The organism is Polynucleobacter sp. JS-Mosq-20-D10 (genome assembly GCF_018687755.1).
Lineage (GTDB): Bacteria > Pseudomonadota > Gammaproteobacteria > Burkholderiales > Burkholderiaceae > Polynucleobacter.
In genome coordinates this window covers 1,321,060-1,336,831 of the sequence record NZ_CP061305.1, presented here as the reverse complement: position 1 = coordinate 1,336,831, position 15,772 = coordinate 1,321,060, and the positions used below count along the sequence as shown (strand labels likewise).

Genomic DNA, 15,772 nt, shown 5'->3' with positions numbered 1-15,772 from the left:
CTAATCAATAGCCTTAATATCGCTATCTACTAAGCCGTATTTTCGTAATTTAATGTATAGGCTTTGGCGTGATAAGCCCAAGATTTCAGACGCTGAAACGCGGTTGTCATTACTTAAATCTAAAGCGGCTTTAATGCAGAGCTCCTCAATTAAGTCAGTGGTCTCGGTAAGAATATCCTTTAAGGGAACCTTGCCAACCAACATGGACAATTCCTCAGAGCTGCGTACTAGTTTTTTATCTATGCGTTTAACTTTATTTTCTCTCGAATCCATTTGACGAAAGATCATGCCAATACAGGCGCGTGGATGAGCTACAGATACCGCTGATATATCGACCAATTTAAAGTTACTATTATTGTTACTAATCGAGGAGATGCAGGATTGAGCACTAGCTCTTCCCTTAAGGGATTGCATCATCCGATCAAAATCCGCCGTTTCTGAACCTAGATACTTTTGTATAGAGGTGCCAATTAATTCTTGTTCGCTCTTGGTATTGCTTAATTTGATAAAGGCTTTATTGGCTTTTAGAATCTGACCATCCGGAGTGCAAACGACAAAACCGTAGGCATTATTTTCAATGGCCTTAACAGTGAGAGAGTCGGACTCCATCAAGAGGTTTGCTTGAGTATGGTCCAGTGGCTTGAGATTCAATAGTAAGTGGAGTTTCCCGCTATTGGTAAAAGAGCTTGCACTGATTTGAATTTTTTTGCCGCCAACAAAAGAAGTATCCAATTCTCTCGACTCGCCTATTTCGAGCATCTCTTGAAAAAAACTAGTTACTTTGCCGAGTTCATCGGCAGGTAGAAGAGATAGAAACGATCTTCCAACGCAATCTTTTTTGGCAACCAACAGTTGCTTAATAGCATTGCTATTCATCTCGACAATTGGATATCCATCGTCTGCTTGAAGAATGATGATGGATTCAGATCCAATTTCAAAGATAGAGCGAAAACGCTCTTCTAGCTGATTGATTTGTAGAAAGTTTTGACTAATCTGTTTCTGAGCTATAACCAAATCTTGTTGTAGCTGAGCGATTTCCGCAAGATCTCTGCCAATAACAATGATCTTTTGATTCGATAGCGCCTTGATTGAGGCACACATTATGGGCAGCGATGTATCTTTCGCATTGCTAGAGAGATTAATTTGTCTAAATTTGGAAATATTGTCTTGATTGGCATCGTCTAACAAGTACTGAACTTTTTTTCTGCTGTCAGGTTCAACTACCTCCAACCATTTTTTCCCAATGAGGTCGTCTGGAATATGCTTGGCTAAGCTTTGTTTATGGGAGTAGATGTCTTGAATTGATCCGGAGTCATCTAATACAAAAGAGATATCCGCAGATGCTTGCGCTAAATGGCTAAGCTCTTCACTGCTTAAGTTCTGAAAGAGATTATGTGGTTGCAGTGAGGTGGTCATCTTAATTCAAACGATTTCTTTGTGATAACAGGTCAGAAACTCTGATAATGGCTTCTTCTGCGGTAAGAGTGCACACATCTGCAGAGCAAGCGCTGACTAGCTCAGGTTTGAAGTCGAATAACGGGCCACCCACCATCGTCAATATCTCTTTATTTTTTGAGACTATTTTTATTTCTTTCAGCAACGATTCCATTGTATCCCACTGAGCCTCAGTTGAGACAGAAATAGCAACTAAATCACAGGCTTGCAAGCGAATACGGTCCTTTAACTCTTCGCTAGAAATTTCAATTTCAACCGTTGCATTCCAGCCGGCTAGTTTGAAAAACTCTCCCAACATTAAGATGCCTAGGGTGTGCTGTGATCCCGGCACATTAACAAGAAGGGCATTTCCCTGAAACTCACTGAAATTGCTTTGATTTACAAAGATGGGGCTAAGCTGGTGAATCAGGTTCTGAGCGCGCCCAAGGGCTAATGTAACCTCCGTAAAACTGTTTTCATCGTTCTCCCAAAGCACTTGTAAGCGCCTGGTAGAAGCTGGGATGAGATTTACGTATAGGGAGATAAGAGAATGCCCCGATTTTTTCATGCGTTCTATAAAGGAGAAGCAGTCCTCTACTGGCCCATCTATTAATGTTTGGCAAAAGTCGACAATTTCAGACTGCTTCACCTCAATCTCAGTTTCAGCGCCATTTAAACCATTGGCGGAAACTAATTTATGCCCCATGAGTAAGCGGGGGATGATTTCGGACTCGATTGTTTTATTGAGCCACAGCATCATTTCAGTATTATCTAATTCGCCTAAATTAGATTGAAATGTTTTTTTCAGCGATTCCGACAAGGCCCATCTCCCAAAGATGTAATTAGGAACACAAAATGTAGGGTGTCAAATGCACACCGAAAATATGCTGCAGTGCAAAAAAATGCCCAATTTGTCCTAAATAGACAACATTTGGCTTGCGTACTATTTAGCCTTCTTCTTGACAGACTTTCCATAGGGGAAACGCTAGTCTAGGGTTATCCCGAGGACTTTCTTTCCTTAAATACCGTAAACTTTCTGTGACACTTTTGGCTTTAAAAAGTGCGTTAACGATTGTCTAAAAGTTGTTTTGGAAAATACAGCAGACTGTGCATGGAAAAAACATATAAGCCACTTTACACCCCAGAGGAAAGGGTAAGAAGAGACGAGACTAAATGGACCTTGGTCCAAGGAATCTTAGCGCCTGTTCAATTTTTGGTTTTTTTAGTGAGCTTATATTTAGTGCTGCGTTTTTTGTGGACAGGAGAAGGGGAGTCCGCAGCAAATATCTCGGTGGTGGTGAAAACCTTAACGCTCTACACCATCATGCTTACTGGATGCATTTGGGAAAAAGTGGTTTTCAATTGCTACTTATTTGCACCGGCATTCTTCTGGGAAGATGTCTTCAGTATGTTGGTATTGCTTTTGCACACTTTATATCTAGTGGCTTTAGCAACAGGATACTTAGATCAATATCAATTAATGATTTTGGCATTAGCTGCATACGCAACTTATGTGATCAATGCAGGCCAATTTATTTGGAAGTTGCGGATGGCGCGCTTAGATCAGGAGAAGAGGCAGCGCGAGTCTCAGCTTGGCGCTGAGGCTATTCGCCTTGAAGCTAGTCAAGCAGCAAGTATTAATAGCTCTCAAGCCAGCTTAACCGGCTTAAGTATGGATGAGGCGGAAGAGTTGCATCGCAATCTAGTTCAAGGGACACAATTTTTTGGATTTATAGCAATCATTGCGCATCTCCTTGCCTATATATATTCCCCTTGGTTGAAATAATCTAAAAGACTCTGTGAACTAATGCAAAAAAACTCCTACACCCAAAAACGTAGCCAACTAGAGGAATACTTTGATCGAACGGCAGTTGATGCTTGGGCGAAGTTAACTTCAACTGCGAAGGTGAGCGGTATTCGTGCCAAAGTCAGAGCGGGCCGTGAAGAGATGCGCCACCTATTGCTCAGTTATTTACCTAACGATTTGACTGGTCATCGAGTATTGGATGCTGGCTGTGGCACTGGCGTGTTGGCAGCCGATTTAGCTAAGCGCGGAGCACATGTCCTGGCGATTGACTTATCACCCACTTTAGTTGATTTGGCTCGCGAGAGAATTGGTAATGATTTTGGAGCGGGCTCTATCGAGTTTCGTTCAGGCGATATGCTTGATCCTGCCCTAGGTGAATTTGATCATGTTGTTTGTATGGACTCCATGATTCACTATCACCATTTAGATATTGCTGATTCTATGGCCAAGCTTGCCGATCGTACACGAGCTAATATCGCCTTTACCTTTGCTCCTAACAATGCAGCACTAAGTACGTTACTTACCCTTGGTAGTTTATTTCCTCGTAGCGATCGGTCACCGTTTATTCAACCGATTTCGATAGATTCCCTCACCAGGACTTTTAGTCAGCATGATGGTCTAGCTGATTGGGCGCCAGTAAGCACTCAAAAAGTACAGCGCGCTTTTTATTTTTCACAGGCTATGCGTCTCAGTAAGAAGCAGGCTAAGCAAAATACGGCGCGATAGTAATGAAAATGTTTACTCTGACCTGGCGCGGCAAAGAGCTATTTGAAAATTGGAAGCGAGTGAGTCCAAGATTCTTGCCTTTTGCTGATATCGCCACCAAAGAGTTGCCACTTAGCCGCCTCTTGAGGCTATCGCTATTTCAGGTCTCGGTAGGCATGGCAATGGTGATGCTGATTGGCACTCTCAATCGCGTGATGATTGTTGAGTTGCAAGTGAGCGCTGCTTTAGTTTCGATTATGGTTGCCCTACCTTTGCTATTTGCTCCTTTTAGAGCGTTAATTGGGTTTAAGAGTGATAGTCATAAGTCTTTTCTTGGCTGGCGCAGAGTGCCCTATATCTGGATTGGCTCTTGGTTGCAATTTGGTGGCTTTGCCATCATGCCCTTTGCATTAATTCTGCTGTCAGGTGACACCACATGGCCCACTTGGTTTGCACAAGCAGCAACTGGGCTAGCCTTTTTATTGGTGGGTGCTGGCATGCAGACGACCCAAACTGCCGGTCTTGCATTGGCATCAGACCTGGCTGAACCTGAGGCTAGGCCTAGAGTAGTTGCACTCATGTACATGATGTTGTTGGTTGGTATGGCGGTGAGTAGTGCGATCTTTGGTTATTTACTCATTGATGTCACGCCCATTCTGTTGATTCGTGTAGTGCAAGGTGTTGCAGCCACTACTTTGCTGCTCAATGTCATTGCAGTCTGGAAGCAAGAACCTCGCCAACCCCATTTAACGGCTTACTCAATTCAAACTCCAAGTTTTAAAGAGACTTGGGCTACCTTTGCAAAACAAGGCAAAGTGATGCGTTTTTTAGTGGCCTTAGGTTTAGGTACTGCAGCCTTTAGTATGCAAGACATTATCTTGGAGCCATATGGTGCTGAAGTGTTGGGCTTATCTGTCAGCGCAACTACAGTATTGACCAGCCTAACTTCATTAGGGGCTCTCACTGCTTTTGCTGTAGCAGCACGTTACTTAAATCGTTCCATTGATCCCTATCGCCTCGCCTCAATTGGCGCCTTGTTTGGCATTCTGGCATTTAGTTGCGTCATTTTTTCTGAGCCTTTACTTTCGCCTTTGTTATTTCGTTGCGGTGCATTTTTGATTGGCTTTGGAGGCGGCTTATTTTCCGTAAGCACCTTAACTGCTGCAATGAGTTTTGAATCAGGCGGCATGAATGGTTTGGTGCTCGGTGCCTGGGGTGCTGTGCACGCTACCGCATCGGGCATTGCTATTGCAGCTGGCGGGGTAATTCGTGATGTGATTTCTAGTCTAGCGACTAGTGGTTTGCTAGGTGACGGCCTGATTTCTACTGCTACAGGTTATAGCTTTGTGTATCACATTGAGTTTTATTTGCTGTTTATTACTTTGATCGCAATTGGACCTCTAGTTGTTATGAACAAGCAGCCCAAGATCAATGTTTCTCAGAAGTTTGGTTTAGATGAATTGCCAAGTTAAGAAGTGGCACAGTATGTTTTTTCACAATAAGCGTTATTGTTAAAAGGGAGAGCAAGATGGCAACCGGAGCAATTACAGAATATGTAGATGTTGCGCAATTGGTGCTGTATGCATTTTGGGTATTTTTTGCAGCACTTGTGTATTACCTTACTGTCGAAAGTAAGCGTGAAGGTTTTCCACTCGAATACGATGTTCGTGGTGAAACGCGTCGAGCTGCCGGTATAGCGGGTATGCCAGCGCCGAAAACTTTTCATACGGAATATTGGGGTGATGTCACCGTCCCAAAAGATGAGCCCCTTGAAAAGGTAGCCGCTAGACCTTCAAGTTACTTAAATGGCGCCCCTTTAGTCCCAACCGGAAATCCAATGTTAGATGGTGTTGGTCCAGGCGCATTTACTAAGCGTGCAGATATTCCTGATATGACATCAGAAGGTCAAAAGCGCATTCTGCCTGGACGTTTACTCGGTCAATTTACTGTAGCCAAACAAGATAAAACGCCAGTTGGCATGGAGGTCATGGGTGATGATGGACTGATCGCCGGCACCGTGAAAGAGCTCTGGATTGATCAGGCTGAAGTGGTCATTCGCTATTTTGAAATCGAAACTTTGCCAGAGTTTGGCGGTAGAAGAGTATTACTACCGATCAATTTCACTCGAATTCATCGGGACTATATCAAGGTGGAATCGATTCTTGCCAATCAATTTGCTTTGGTGCCAGGCTTAAGGAGTCAAGATCAAATCACCTTATTGGAAGAAGAGAAGATCATGGCTTACTTTGGTGGTGGCACTTTGTATGCAACCCCTGAGCGTCAAGAACCGCTTATTTAAATAGTTATTTATTGAAAGTAATTTGTGAATCAAAAAGCACATCAATCAGCAGAGTATGAGTTTGAGGCAGCCCTAGGGCTGCCAGAACCATTGCCACAAGATGAAGTGATCTTGTGGCAGGGAGCTCCCAATTGGATCTCTATGGCTAAGCATGTATTTCGTTTGCAGTGGCTGAGCTTGTACTTTGCGGTGATTGTGATTTGGCAAGCGATTTCAGTATCCAGTAGTGAGGGTGGCTTGGCTGCGGGTTGGAGTAGCGTAGCGCTTGCCTTCTTCCTGGCCGTAATTGGTCTTGTGTTGGTTGGATTGTTGGCTTACTGGTCCGCAACTACGACCATGTACACCCTAACAAACCGTCGCATCGTGATGAGAGTTGGCATTGTTTTAACAGTGACATTTAATCTTCCCTATAAGACTCTTGGTAGTGCAGATCTCAAGCTATACAAGGATGGAACTGGCGATATTCCGATGCAGATTGCTACCGAGGATAAGATTGCTTTTTTTCATTTATGGCCCCATGTACGTCCATGGCGTTTAGCAACACCAGAGCCCATGATGCGTTGTGTTCCTAATGCGAAGGTAGTTGCAGCAATACTGACAGAAGCCTGGATGGCATCTACTGGACTCAACAAAATGGAAGTGCAAGATATTCAAGTTCTACAAACGGGAGTGCAGACGGCATGAGCACTGCAGAAAGAAAAGATTTTCTATCGCCCGTGGCTAAGATACTGGTAGCCGCTGGCATTGCCATTGTGTTGCTGTTGGTTTTTATTAATAGTCGTGACTTGAGTCAAGTAAGAGAGCCAGATGCAGCGCCTGCGAAAGTTTTGCAGTTACGCTTTGAAGATCGGCCAGATGGCTCGATTGCGGTAATTAATTATAAAACTGGACAGCAGATTGATTCTGTTCAGGGTGAGGCAGGATTTATTAGGGGTACTTTGCGCGGGCTTGCTCAAGAAAGAAAGCGCAGGGGCTTGGATAGTGGACCACCCTTTGATCTTATTTACAGAGCGGATGGCCGCTTAACTTTATCGGATACAGCAACAGGTCGCATGGTCGATCTAGAGTCTTTTGGACCTACCAATGCTGGAACATTTTATAAATTGCTTGACCCAGTGCATTTAGCAGCAACAGTTAAATAATTTTTTATTTGGAGTAGAAAATGAATTTAGATAGCGCAGAAAGTATGTTGCAAAGTCAAATCCCTGCAAAGGGTGAAATTAATGAATCTACCAAGATGGCGTTGCAAGACGCTGTATTGAGTCCGCGCTTTTATACGACTAATTTTAAAGAGATGGATCGTATCAGTATCGATTCCTTGCGCCCTGAGTGGGATGCATTGATGGCTGAGTATGAAGGTGATAACAATCATGATCACTTTCAACGCCCTGCAGATATGGACAAAAATTACTCCAATCTACATCCAGCCTTATATGACGAGTTCGTTGATTTCTTGATCAGCTCTATTACTTCTGAGTTCTCTGGCTGCATTTTGTACGCAGAGATTAAGCGTAAGGTCACCAATCCAGATATGCGCATGTTATTTGGTTACATGGCCAGGGATGAAAGTCGTCATGCTGGCTTTATTAACCAGTGGCTCAAGGATTTCAATATCGGTATTGATTTAGGCTTTTTAGCGAAATCTAAGAAATATACTTACTTTAGGCCTAAGTTTATTTTTTACGCTACCTACCTCTCTGAGAAGATTGGTTACGCCCGTTACATCACTATTTTCCGTGAACTTGAAAGTCGCCCTGAAACACGTTTTCATCCGATCTTTTTATGGTTTGAGCGCTGGTGTAACGATGAGTTCCGCCATGGTGAATCCTTTGCACTAATCATGCGTGCCAATCCGAAGTTGCTCCAAGGCGTTAATAAGTTATGGATTCGTTTCTTCATCCTTGCGGTATATGCCACGATGTATGTGCGTGACCATACTCGCATTGAGCTCTATAAGGCGATGAAGATCTCTCCAACGGATTACGACAAGAAGGTTCTTTTCATCACCAATGAAATTATTAAGCAGGTATTCCCAATTTCTGTAAATTTAGATGATCCCCGTTTCTATCAGTACCTTGAAGAGATGCGGGCGCTGTTCGAAAAGATGGATGTTTATAAAAAAGAGGGTGGCCTGATCAACAAGTTGAAAACTGCCGTTTTAGGTGCTCGTGCTGGTATTGTATTTTTGAAGTTGTATTTCATGCCAGTTCAAGACAATGCCTTGCCGGCTGATGTTCGCATGGTTCCTTCTTGGTAATCTGATGAGCATTGTTTGGCCCATCCTCTACTCCATTTTTATATGGTGGTTTAGCACGGGAATTATTCTCTTGCTAAACCAACGTCATCCTTCGACCTATAAAAATGCTTTTTGGGTAAGTGGTATGGTTTTGGCTTTAGCTTTAGTCGGACTAAAAACCAGTGCTAATTTAAGTACTGTAGCTGGTGCTTATTGCGGCTTTACCTGTGCCATTTTAGTTTGGGGTTGGCAAGAAATCGGCTTCTTATTTGGCTATGTTACTGGTCCTCGTCGAGATCCTTGCCCAGAAAATTGTCGGGGCTGGCAAAAGGCGTATCTTGCATTTAAGACAATCCAGCATCATGAGATTGCCTTGGTAATTTTGGCCCTAGCTGTGACTATGATGACTTGGGGCGGTTCAAACCAGACCGGTTTTTGGACTTTTATGATTCTTTGGCTCATGAGGCAGAGTGCAAAGTTAAATATCTTCTTGGGTGTTTTAAATCTCAATGAGCGCTTCCTGCCGAATCATCTCAAATATATCTTTACTTACTTCACTTGTAAGCCAATGAATCCATTGCTTCCGCTATCAGTGATCGGCGGTGTTCTTTGTGCAATTCCGTTGTGGCAAGCAGCGGTTCATCCAAGTAGTAGTGATTTCATGGTTGCCTCAATGTCATTGACTGGTGCTATTTTGTCCTTGGCAGTCTTGGAGCATATTTTGATGGTGGTTCCTTTTTCTAGCGAAGGCTTGTGGAAATGGGGGATGCGATCATAAATACGCTCACCATGCGCCGCTTTCCTGCGCCATCCGCAATATTAGAGTTGTTAAAACCGATTACTTGGTTTCCACCCATGTGGGCTTTTGCCTGTGGAGTGATTGCAACTGGCGTTTCCTTTGAGGGGCGTTGGCACTTATTAGTTGCTGGTGTGATTCTCGCCGGTCCGATGGTGTGTGCTGCTAGTCAAGCGGTGAACGATTGGTATGACCGTGAGGTGGATGCTATTAACGAACCACAGCGTCCGATTCCTTCTGGTCGCATGCCAGGAGCTTGGGGTTTATATGTTGCCTGTATTTGGACTGGCCTCTCACTCTTATTGGGCTGGCTAATTAGTCCTTGGGCATTTGCCGCGACACTGCTTGGTCTTTTACTGGCCTGGTTCTATAGCATGCCGCCATTACGCTTTAAGCAAAACGGCTGGTTGGGTAATGCTGCTTGTGGAATCTCTTACGAGGGTTTGGCTTGGTTTACCGGATCAGCAGTGATGATGGGAGATTTGTTCCCTTCCACACCATCTATCCTTCTAGCAATTTTGTATAGCATCGGTGCACACGGCATCATGACCTTGAATGACTTCAAGGCGATTGAAGGCGATCGTCAAATGGGTGTTCTCTCGTTGCCGGTGCAACTCGGCGTTGCAGGTGCAGCTGAGAATGCCTGCTTAATGATGTTAGCCCCCCAGTTTGGCGTATTTGGTCTTCTACTGATCTGGGGTGCTTACTGGCAGGCTGGTGTGATTGTGCTGCTGATAGCAGGGCAAATAGTGATGATGCGCAATTTCTTGTTAGATCCAGTCAAGCGCGCATTATTTCTGAGTGGTTTCGGGGTGCCATTGTTTGTTGCAGGAATGATGGTGAGTGCATTTGCAGTGGCAGGACGTTTCTCGGTCAATTAATTCATTTCACTATGAGCGCTTCTGAATCCACCTATCTCACTTGGCCCCAAATTGCACGACTTGGTTTAGTCCAAGCGTCTTTGGGATCGATTGTGGTTCTAACTACTTCACTGTTAAATCGTGTGATGGTAGTTGAATTAGCTCTACCAGCAATTCTGCCTGGTGCATTGGTGGCGATTCATTATTTTATTCAGTTAATACGACCCCGGATGGGTTTTGGCTCTGACCAAACGCGTAGAGCCAGCCCATGGATTCGGGGCGGGATCTTGGTATTAGCTAGCGGCGGGGTGCTTGCTGCTGCCTCAACGATTTTATTAAGTAGCTCAGTAGGATTGGGTATTGCGCTGGCGACAGTTGCCTTTTTAATGATTGGCATTGGCGTTAGTTCAAGTGGCACCGCATTGTTGGTTCTTCTGGCAAAACGTGTGGAGCCTAAAAAGAAGGCTGCCGCCGCTACCTGCGTTTGGTTGATGATGATTTTCGGTTTTGCTTTTACAGCCAGTGTCAGTGGAAAGTTTCTGACGCCTTTTTCATTTGAGCGCCTGTTAATGGTCTCCACCACCGTCTCTGTGATTGCAGTGGCGGTGACATTCCTGGCAATTTGGGGTATGGAGTCTCCGTTGTTAAAGACTCAGCAGTCCATCGCTAATACAGATGCAGCTCAATCAGAAGCGATTCCTTCTAAAGCCAATTTTCGTGAAGCCTTTGCTGAGGTCTGGAAAGAAAGTAGGGTACGTTCGTTTACTTGGTTTGTCTTTGTGTCGATGCTTGCCTATAGCTCTCAAGATTTAATCTTGGAACCATTCGCCGCGGTTGCCTTCGGGTTCTCACCCGCAGAGACAACGACATTATCTGGCTTACAAAATGGTGGCGTCCTCCTTGGGATGCTCTTTTTAGCATTTATTACAAGTAAAGCTAAATCTCAGACTTTAACGTCACTGAGCACTTGGACTATTGGCGGCTGTTTAGCCTCAGCCTTAGCAATGATGGGTCTTGTTTTATCAGGCCCGATTGATAACGTCATTTTCTTTAAGGTGGCTGTTTTCTTGTTAGGCATTTTCAATGGCGCCTTTTCTATTGCAGCGATTGGATCGATGATGCAATTTGCCAGTGTCGGTAGCGCGCAGCGTGAAGGTGTTCGTATGGGTATTTGGGGGGCATCGCAAGCGATGGCCTTTGGTTTAGGTGGAATTATTGGAACTGGCTTAAGCGATATCGCGAGGATTGTTTTAGGCGATCCCGCTTCCACCTATGCTTTTGTGTTTTTCTTGGAAGGTGTTTTATTTGTGGTGGCTGCTTACTTGTCATTTCAGACGCGTACGCAAAAACAAACAAACGAATTATCAAAGCAATTGGTTGGCGTGTAAGTTATTAATGATGAATTAATGCACTCAATATATGGAGATCAGAATGAGTACTTTAGAAACTTTTGATGTCGTAGTTGTTGGTGGTGGTCCTACTGGAGCTACTGCTGCAAGTGACCTTGCTAAGAAAGGTCGTAAAGTACTCTTATTGGATCGTATGGGCCGAATTAAGCCTTGCGGTGGGGCTATCCCTCCGCGCTTGATTAAGGATTTTGAAATCCCTGATGAGCTTTTAGTTGCCAAAGCCAATTGCGCCAGAATGATTGCGCCATCAGATAAGGCGGTGGATATGCATATTGAGGGCGGCTTTGTAGGGATGGTCGATCGCGATAAGTTTGATGAATTTTTGCGTGTCCGTGCCGCCAATGATGGCGCTGAAAGAAGAACGGGTATTTTTGAGAAACTCAGTCGTGATGAAGATGGCGTCTCAGTGGTCCAATATGTCGTCCGAGGTGGCAAGCAAAGTGTGCCTGACACAACCGTATCGGTACGTGCCAGGGCAGTAATTGGTGCAGATGGCGCCAAATCCGGAGTTGGGCGCCAGGCTATCCCCGGCGCGAAGGAAGTTGAATATGTCTTTGCGTACCACGAGATCGTCAAGGTTCCTGAAAATCCGCCGGCAGACTTTGATGGCAGCCGCTGCGATGTGTTTTATCAAGGCGCTTTATCTCCTGACTTTTATGGCTGGATATTCCCGCATGGTAATACCATGAGCATTGGTACAGGAACTGCTGATAAAGGCTTTTCCTTACGCAGTGCAGTTACCGCCCTTAAAAAACAGACTGGCCTTGAGAATGCTGAAATGCTGCGACACGAGGGCGCACCCTTACCAATGAAGCCCTTGAAGAAATGGGATAACGGTAGAGATGTAGTGTTAGCCGGTGATGCTGCTGGCGTGGTAGCTCCAGCTTCGGGTGAAGGGATTTACTATGGCATGTATGGTGGCCGAGTAGCTGCAGAAGCAGTAGAAGAGCTTCTCGTTACTGGCAATGGCAAGGTTTTAGCAAAAGCCCGTAAAAAATTTATGAAAGAACACGGTACCGTATTCTTAGTTCTCGGAATTATGCAGCGTTTTTGGTACAACAACGACAAACGTCGCGAGCGCTTTGTCAAAATGTGTGAAGATAAAGACGTTCAGCGCTTAACCTTTGAATCGTATATGAATAAAAAGCTTGTCCGCCGTGACCCTATGGCGCACATCAAGATTTTCTTTAAAGATACCGCCCATTTATTGGGTTTTGCAAAAGTTTAAGAAGCAGTAGCTACTACTTAGAAACAGTCATTCAGCAGCAGTGTTTAATTAGTCCTAAAACTGAAGGGAAGTGGAATTATGAGAGATAACAGCGCAACAACCCTAAGAAATAAAACCGGCAAGATCTATGTCATTGGGATCATTGCATTTTCAGGTTTGATTATCGGAATTACCTTTATCAAGTTCCTATTTTCGGTTTAATTTTGTGGTGTCAGGCTCAGTTGTTCGAGACTGAAGCCGTTATCGTTTACTAGGCGATTTAGTAGCGCCTGGTATTTTTTGGGCTCAACCGTCTTAGTACGGGAGAGAATCCAGAGATATTTTCTTCCCGGGTCGCTCACGGCGGCCAATTGATACTCGGGGTCGATATCGATTACCCAATAGTCTCCCCAGACCATTGGCAGAAATCCAAGCCAAGCAGGAGCGAAGCGGACCTCTAAAGTGGGAGAGGTGGAGCTGCCAATTTGCCTTGCGGTGCCAAGAGCCTCACCTTTTTCACCATTTTCAAATGTGCAGCGATTGGTAACACTCACATTGCCATCTTCCTTGATCTTATAGGTAGCATTAGTATCGGCGATACATTTTCTTTGAAACCAATTTGGAAACTTCGCAATCTCATACCAAGTACCTTGGTAGCGAGGTACATCAAGCGAAGCAATTGTTTTAATGGGCGCAATGGGTTTTTGATCCCCTTGCGCAATCGCTACATTGTGAATAAGACTAAATGCCAGCAGACCAATGATGGAGTAGATTTTATTCATAGTATTTTCGATTAGTTAAGAGTAAGGGTTATAAAGATCTTAATTGTGTTGCGCAAGATTCAATGCGTTCCTGAGCTTTACGTAATTGAATCAATTCGGTGCCAGCTTTATTGAGTTTGAGTTGTCCAATTTCTGGATCAAAGCGCATTAGTATTTGATAAAAGTCTTTTACTTCAAGTAAGTTAACTTTAATCTCCTTGCCCCCCAAAAACAGATTGGCATCCAATGAACCTTTGGTGATATCTATTCGTAGCGGACTAGCATTCAGAGTACATTGAATAGACTTATTTTGATTATTAATGGACTCCAATACTGGCCCACTAGCATCGCAGCCCAATAGAAGCAGTGGGATTAGATATAAGTGAAGATGCTTGAAGTGCATATAGTTAGTGAGCTTACCTTGCCCCGAGTGGCGAAACTCCAATCAAGTATTGATGTAGTCCCAATATAAATGCAGCCCAAATCACAATTCCTGTGACAACTACAGTAATAGTAGCTTTGGTGCTTATCACCGCCTTTTCTGGCATATGAATAGGGCGCTTTCTAGCTGAACGGAAATCCAGCACTGCCCAGAGTAAAAAAGATCCAAATAAAATCAGGCCCACTAATGTTCCGTTTGCCAGTAGGTGAGCAAGTGCCCATACCTTGACACCTAAAATCATTGGGTGCTTTAGTTTAAGCCGAATAGCATTATTGTTTGGTGAACTACCTGCCAAGAAAATAAAGGCAACCAAGTTTAATAAGATCGCAATATGGATGAGGTAGGTCGCTGGTTGCCATAGAACAATCGGTGCCTGTCTGGCTTGACCATAGCCAACTACGACCAAAATTAATCCAATTAAGGAGATGATGGTGTACAGACCCTTCCATTTCACCTCACCTAAGCGATCAATCATGTGATTACGCCATGGTTCGGCAAAGATGCGGCAAGAGTGGCTGCCAAGAAAAATAATAAGACCAGTGATGAATAGGTACATGCAATGCTCCAGTAAGAAAACTTATTCTAGGGGTTTATGAGTTTCAGAGTCAGTGGGTTTGATGCCGTAAGGCTCCACTAGGGGCCAGATGTGATTCGGAATCATAGAAGCCATTTTTGCCGGCTGCTCTCTTCTGAGATGCAGCACTGTTTCAATGGCTTTCATTTCTACACGTGTTCTCGCAAACTCCAAGCCACGAGGACCCACTCTAGGCATTAACCAACCCACAATCGGCCTTAACCAATTCGGCATTTTTCTTAAAGGGAGTCCGCCTGCTGCGCGCTCGACATTCTTCATAAATCCAACTACAGCAGAGTGGCGTTTACCTGCAGTACCCGGAGCAGATGTTGTTACTTCATCCCCAAGTAGATTAAGCAGTTCTTCGCCGCGCTCATTACGAACAATAAGCCATTGCTCTCCCTGCCCACCCATATAGCCAACGGTAATATCAGACAGCACGTTGGTGTAATCGACGCACGTGCGGCAGGTTAGAGGGAAGAAGTCATTTGGTAAGGTAGAGAGCGGTAATTGAAGAAATGGAATTTCTTTCTTCTTGCCATTCTTAAAGCGGACTTCAACATGGTAGTCCGCCCTAAATTCAAGATAGTTAATTTCATCTGGCTCTGAACTAATGAGCGATAGAAAGTGATGAAAGTTTTCTGTAGTCGTATTGTCTGAGCAGGGGGTGCCAATGACGTAAAGTTTTTCAAGCCCCAATTCTTTTTCAAGTGCTCTTAAGGCATAAACCTGACAAGGAATACCAATGACCGCCATTTTCTTGTATCCCTTGGCGATAGCCGGCTCTAGTAGAGATAGTAGTGGTGCATATCCCATTCTCATGCCACGACACTTAGCCATATCAGCAGCTTTATCAATGATGATGGGTAAAGGCTTCCAGCGATCATTGGGATCTTCAGTCATTGTCAGAATGGCATCTACTGCACCAGTCTCCAATAAACGTTCACCAATGCGGGTGGTAATACCAGTCCACTGAGCACCTGTGCTCGGATTTTTTAATCCTGCGCGAAGCATCTTGATGAATGGACCAAAATGGAGTTCATCAGGCCGACTAAGGTCTCTTGGTCTGCCGTGAACCTGAGTTTCTAATTCTGGGTATTTAGGTTTGATGAACTGGCAGGCGTCACCACAGCGTTTTGGATTGCTGGTGCGAGAGATGCCGCAGTCAGTACATAAACTGCGATAGGGTGCTGTGTCTGTTGTCACGCAAGCCTTTAATAATCTTGATAGTTTAAGGGGCAA

Annotated in this window: 17 protein-coding genes; 11 read left to right on the top strand and 6 right to left on the bottom strand. The window is 44.4% G+C overall.

Going from position 1 to position 15,772, the window contains the following annotated elements:
* Positions 1 to 1,416, bottom strand: coding sequence for a transcriptional regulator PpsR (gene ppsR, locus FD967_RS06925; RefSeq protein WP_215325243.1), 1,416 nt, complete (start codon positions 1,414 to 1,416; stop codon positions 1 to 3).
* Between the two features lies 1 nt (position 1,417).
* Complete coding sequence (locus tag FD967_RS06920; protein ID WP_215325242.1) at positions 1,418 to 2,254, bottom strand: B12-binding domain-containing protein; 837 nt, start codon at positions 2,252 to 2,254, stop codon at positions 1,418 to 1,420.
* Positions 2,255 to 2,545: 291 nt separating this feature from the next.
* Between FD967_RS06920 and bchF the strand changes: the two genes are divergently transcribed.
* From bchF to FD967_RS06860, 11 genes are read left to right on the top strand one after another with little or no spacing between them, the layout of a single operon-like run.
* A complete protein-coding gene (gene bchF, locus FD967_RS06915; RefSeq protein ID WP_251369001.1) occupies positions 2,546 to 3,220 on the top strand; it encodes a 2-vinyl bacteriochlorophyllide hydratase in 675 nt (224 codons plus the stop codon).
* A 21-nt stretch (positions 3,221 to 3,241) separates the two neighbouring features.
* Positions 3,242 to 3,967, top strand: coding sequence for a magnesium protoporphyrin IX methyltransferase (gene bchM, locus FD967_RS06905; RefSeq protein WP_215325241.1), 726 nt, complete (start codon positions 3,242 to 3,244; stop codon positions 3,965 to 3,967).
* Positions 3,968 to 3,969: 2 nt separating this feature from the next.
* Positions 3,970 to 5,418, top strand: a complete 1,449-nt coding sequence (locus FD967_RS06900) for a BCD family MFS transporter (protein WP_305848862.1) — start codon at positions 3,970 to 3,972, stop codon at positions 5,416 to 5,418.
* 56 nt (positions 5,419 to 5,474) lie between these two features.
* Entirely contained in the window at positions 5,475 to 6,245 is a 771-nt protein-coding gene (gene puhA / locus FD967_RS06895) for a photosynthetic reaction center subunit H (protein ID WP_215325240.1), read from the top strand.
* A gap of 24 nt (positions 6,246 to 6,269) precedes the next feature.
* Positions 6,270 to 6,929: a photosynthetic complex putative assembly protein PuhB gene (puhB, locus tag FD967_RS06890; RefSeq protein ID WP_215325239.1), complete on the top strand. Its 660-nt coding sequence runs from the start codon at positions 6,270 to 6,272 to the stop codon at positions 6,927 to 6,929.
* Positions 6,926 to 7,387, top strand: a complete 462-nt coding sequence (gene puhC, locus FD967_RS06885) for a photosynthetic complex assembly protein PuhC (protein WP_215325238.1) — start codon at positions 6,926 to 6,928, stop codon at positions 7,385 to 7,387. The genes puhB and puhC overlap by 4 nt, the downstream gene beginning before the upstream one ends.
* Positions 7,388 to 7,407: 20 nt before the next feature.
* Complete coding sequence (gene acsF / locus FD967_RS06880) at positions 7,408 to 8,502, top strand: magnesium-protoporphyrin IX monomethyl ester (oxidative) cyclase (protein ID WP_251369000.1); 1,095 nt, start codon at positions 7,408 to 7,410, stop codon at positions 8,500 to 8,502.
* 4 nt (positions 8,503 to 8,506) lie between these two features.
* Positions 8,507 to 9,259: a putative photosynthetic complex assembly protein PuhE gene (gene puhE / locus FD967_RS06875; RefSeq protein ID WP_215325236.1), complete on the top strand. Its 753-nt coding sequence runs from the start codon at positions 8,507 to 8,509 to the stop codon at positions 9,257 to 9,259.
* Entirely contained in the window at positions 9,241 to 10,158 is a 918-nt protein-coding gene (gene chlG / locus FD967_RS06870) for a chlorophyll synthase ChlG (RefSeq protein WP_251368999.1), read from the top strand. The genes puhE and chlG overlap by 19 nt, the downstream gene beginning before the upstream one ends.
* 11 nt (positions 10,159 to 10,169) lie before the next feature.
* Positions 10,170 to 11,525 (top strand): BCD family MFS transporter, encoded by a 1,356-nt coding sequence (locus FD967_RS06865; RefSeq protein WP_215325235.1) that lies wholly within the window; start codon positions 10,170 to 10,172, stop codon positions 11,523 to 11,525.
* A 43-nt stretch (positions 11,526 to 11,568) separates the two neighbouring features.
* A complete protein-coding gene (locus tag FD967_RS06860) occupies positions 11,569 to 12,774 on the top strand; it encodes a geranylgeranyl diphosphate reductase (protein ID WP_215325234.1) in 1,206 nt (401 codons plus the stop codon).
* Between the two features lie 197 nt (positions 12,775 to 12,971).
* Here FD967_RS06860 and FD967_RS06855 read toward each other — a convergent pair whose 3' ends face one another.
* Genes FD967_RS06855 through FD967_RS06840 form a run of 4 tightly spaced genes read right to left on the bottom strand, consistent with a single transcriptional unit; the run spans position 12,972 to position 15,736 of the window.
* Positions 12,972 to 13,535, bottom strand: a complete 564-nt coding sequence (locus FD967_RS06855; RefSeq protein WP_215325233.1) for a lipocalin family protein — start codon at positions 13,533 to 13,535, stop codon at positions 12,972 to 12,974.
* A gap of 28 nt (positions 13,536 to 13,563) precedes the next feature.
* The gene (locus FD967_RS06850; protein ID WP_215325232.1) at positions 13,564 to 13,917 is read right to left on the bottom strand and encodes a hypothetical protein; all 354 of its coding nucleotides are present in this window, start codon (positions 13,915 to 13,917) and stop codon (positions 13,564 to 13,566) included.
* 13 nt (positions 13,918 to 13,930) lie between these two features.
* Positions 13,931 to 14,512 carry an NnrU family protein gene (locus FD967_RS06845; RefSeq protein ID WP_215325231.1) on the bottom strand — a complete coding sequence of 194 codons (582 nt, stop codon included), beginning with the start codon at positions 14,510 to 14,512 and terminating at the stop codon, positions 13,931 to 13,933.
* Positions 14,513 to 14,533: 21 nt separating this feature from the next.
* Complete coding sequence (locus FD967_RS06840) at positions 14,534 to 15,736, bottom strand: Coenzyme F420 hydrogenase/dehydrogenase, beta subunit C-terminal domain (protein WP_251368998.1); 1,203 nt, start codon at positions 15,734 to 15,736, stop codon at positions 14,534 to 14,536.
* Positions 15,737 to 15,772: the final 36 nt, after the last annotated feature.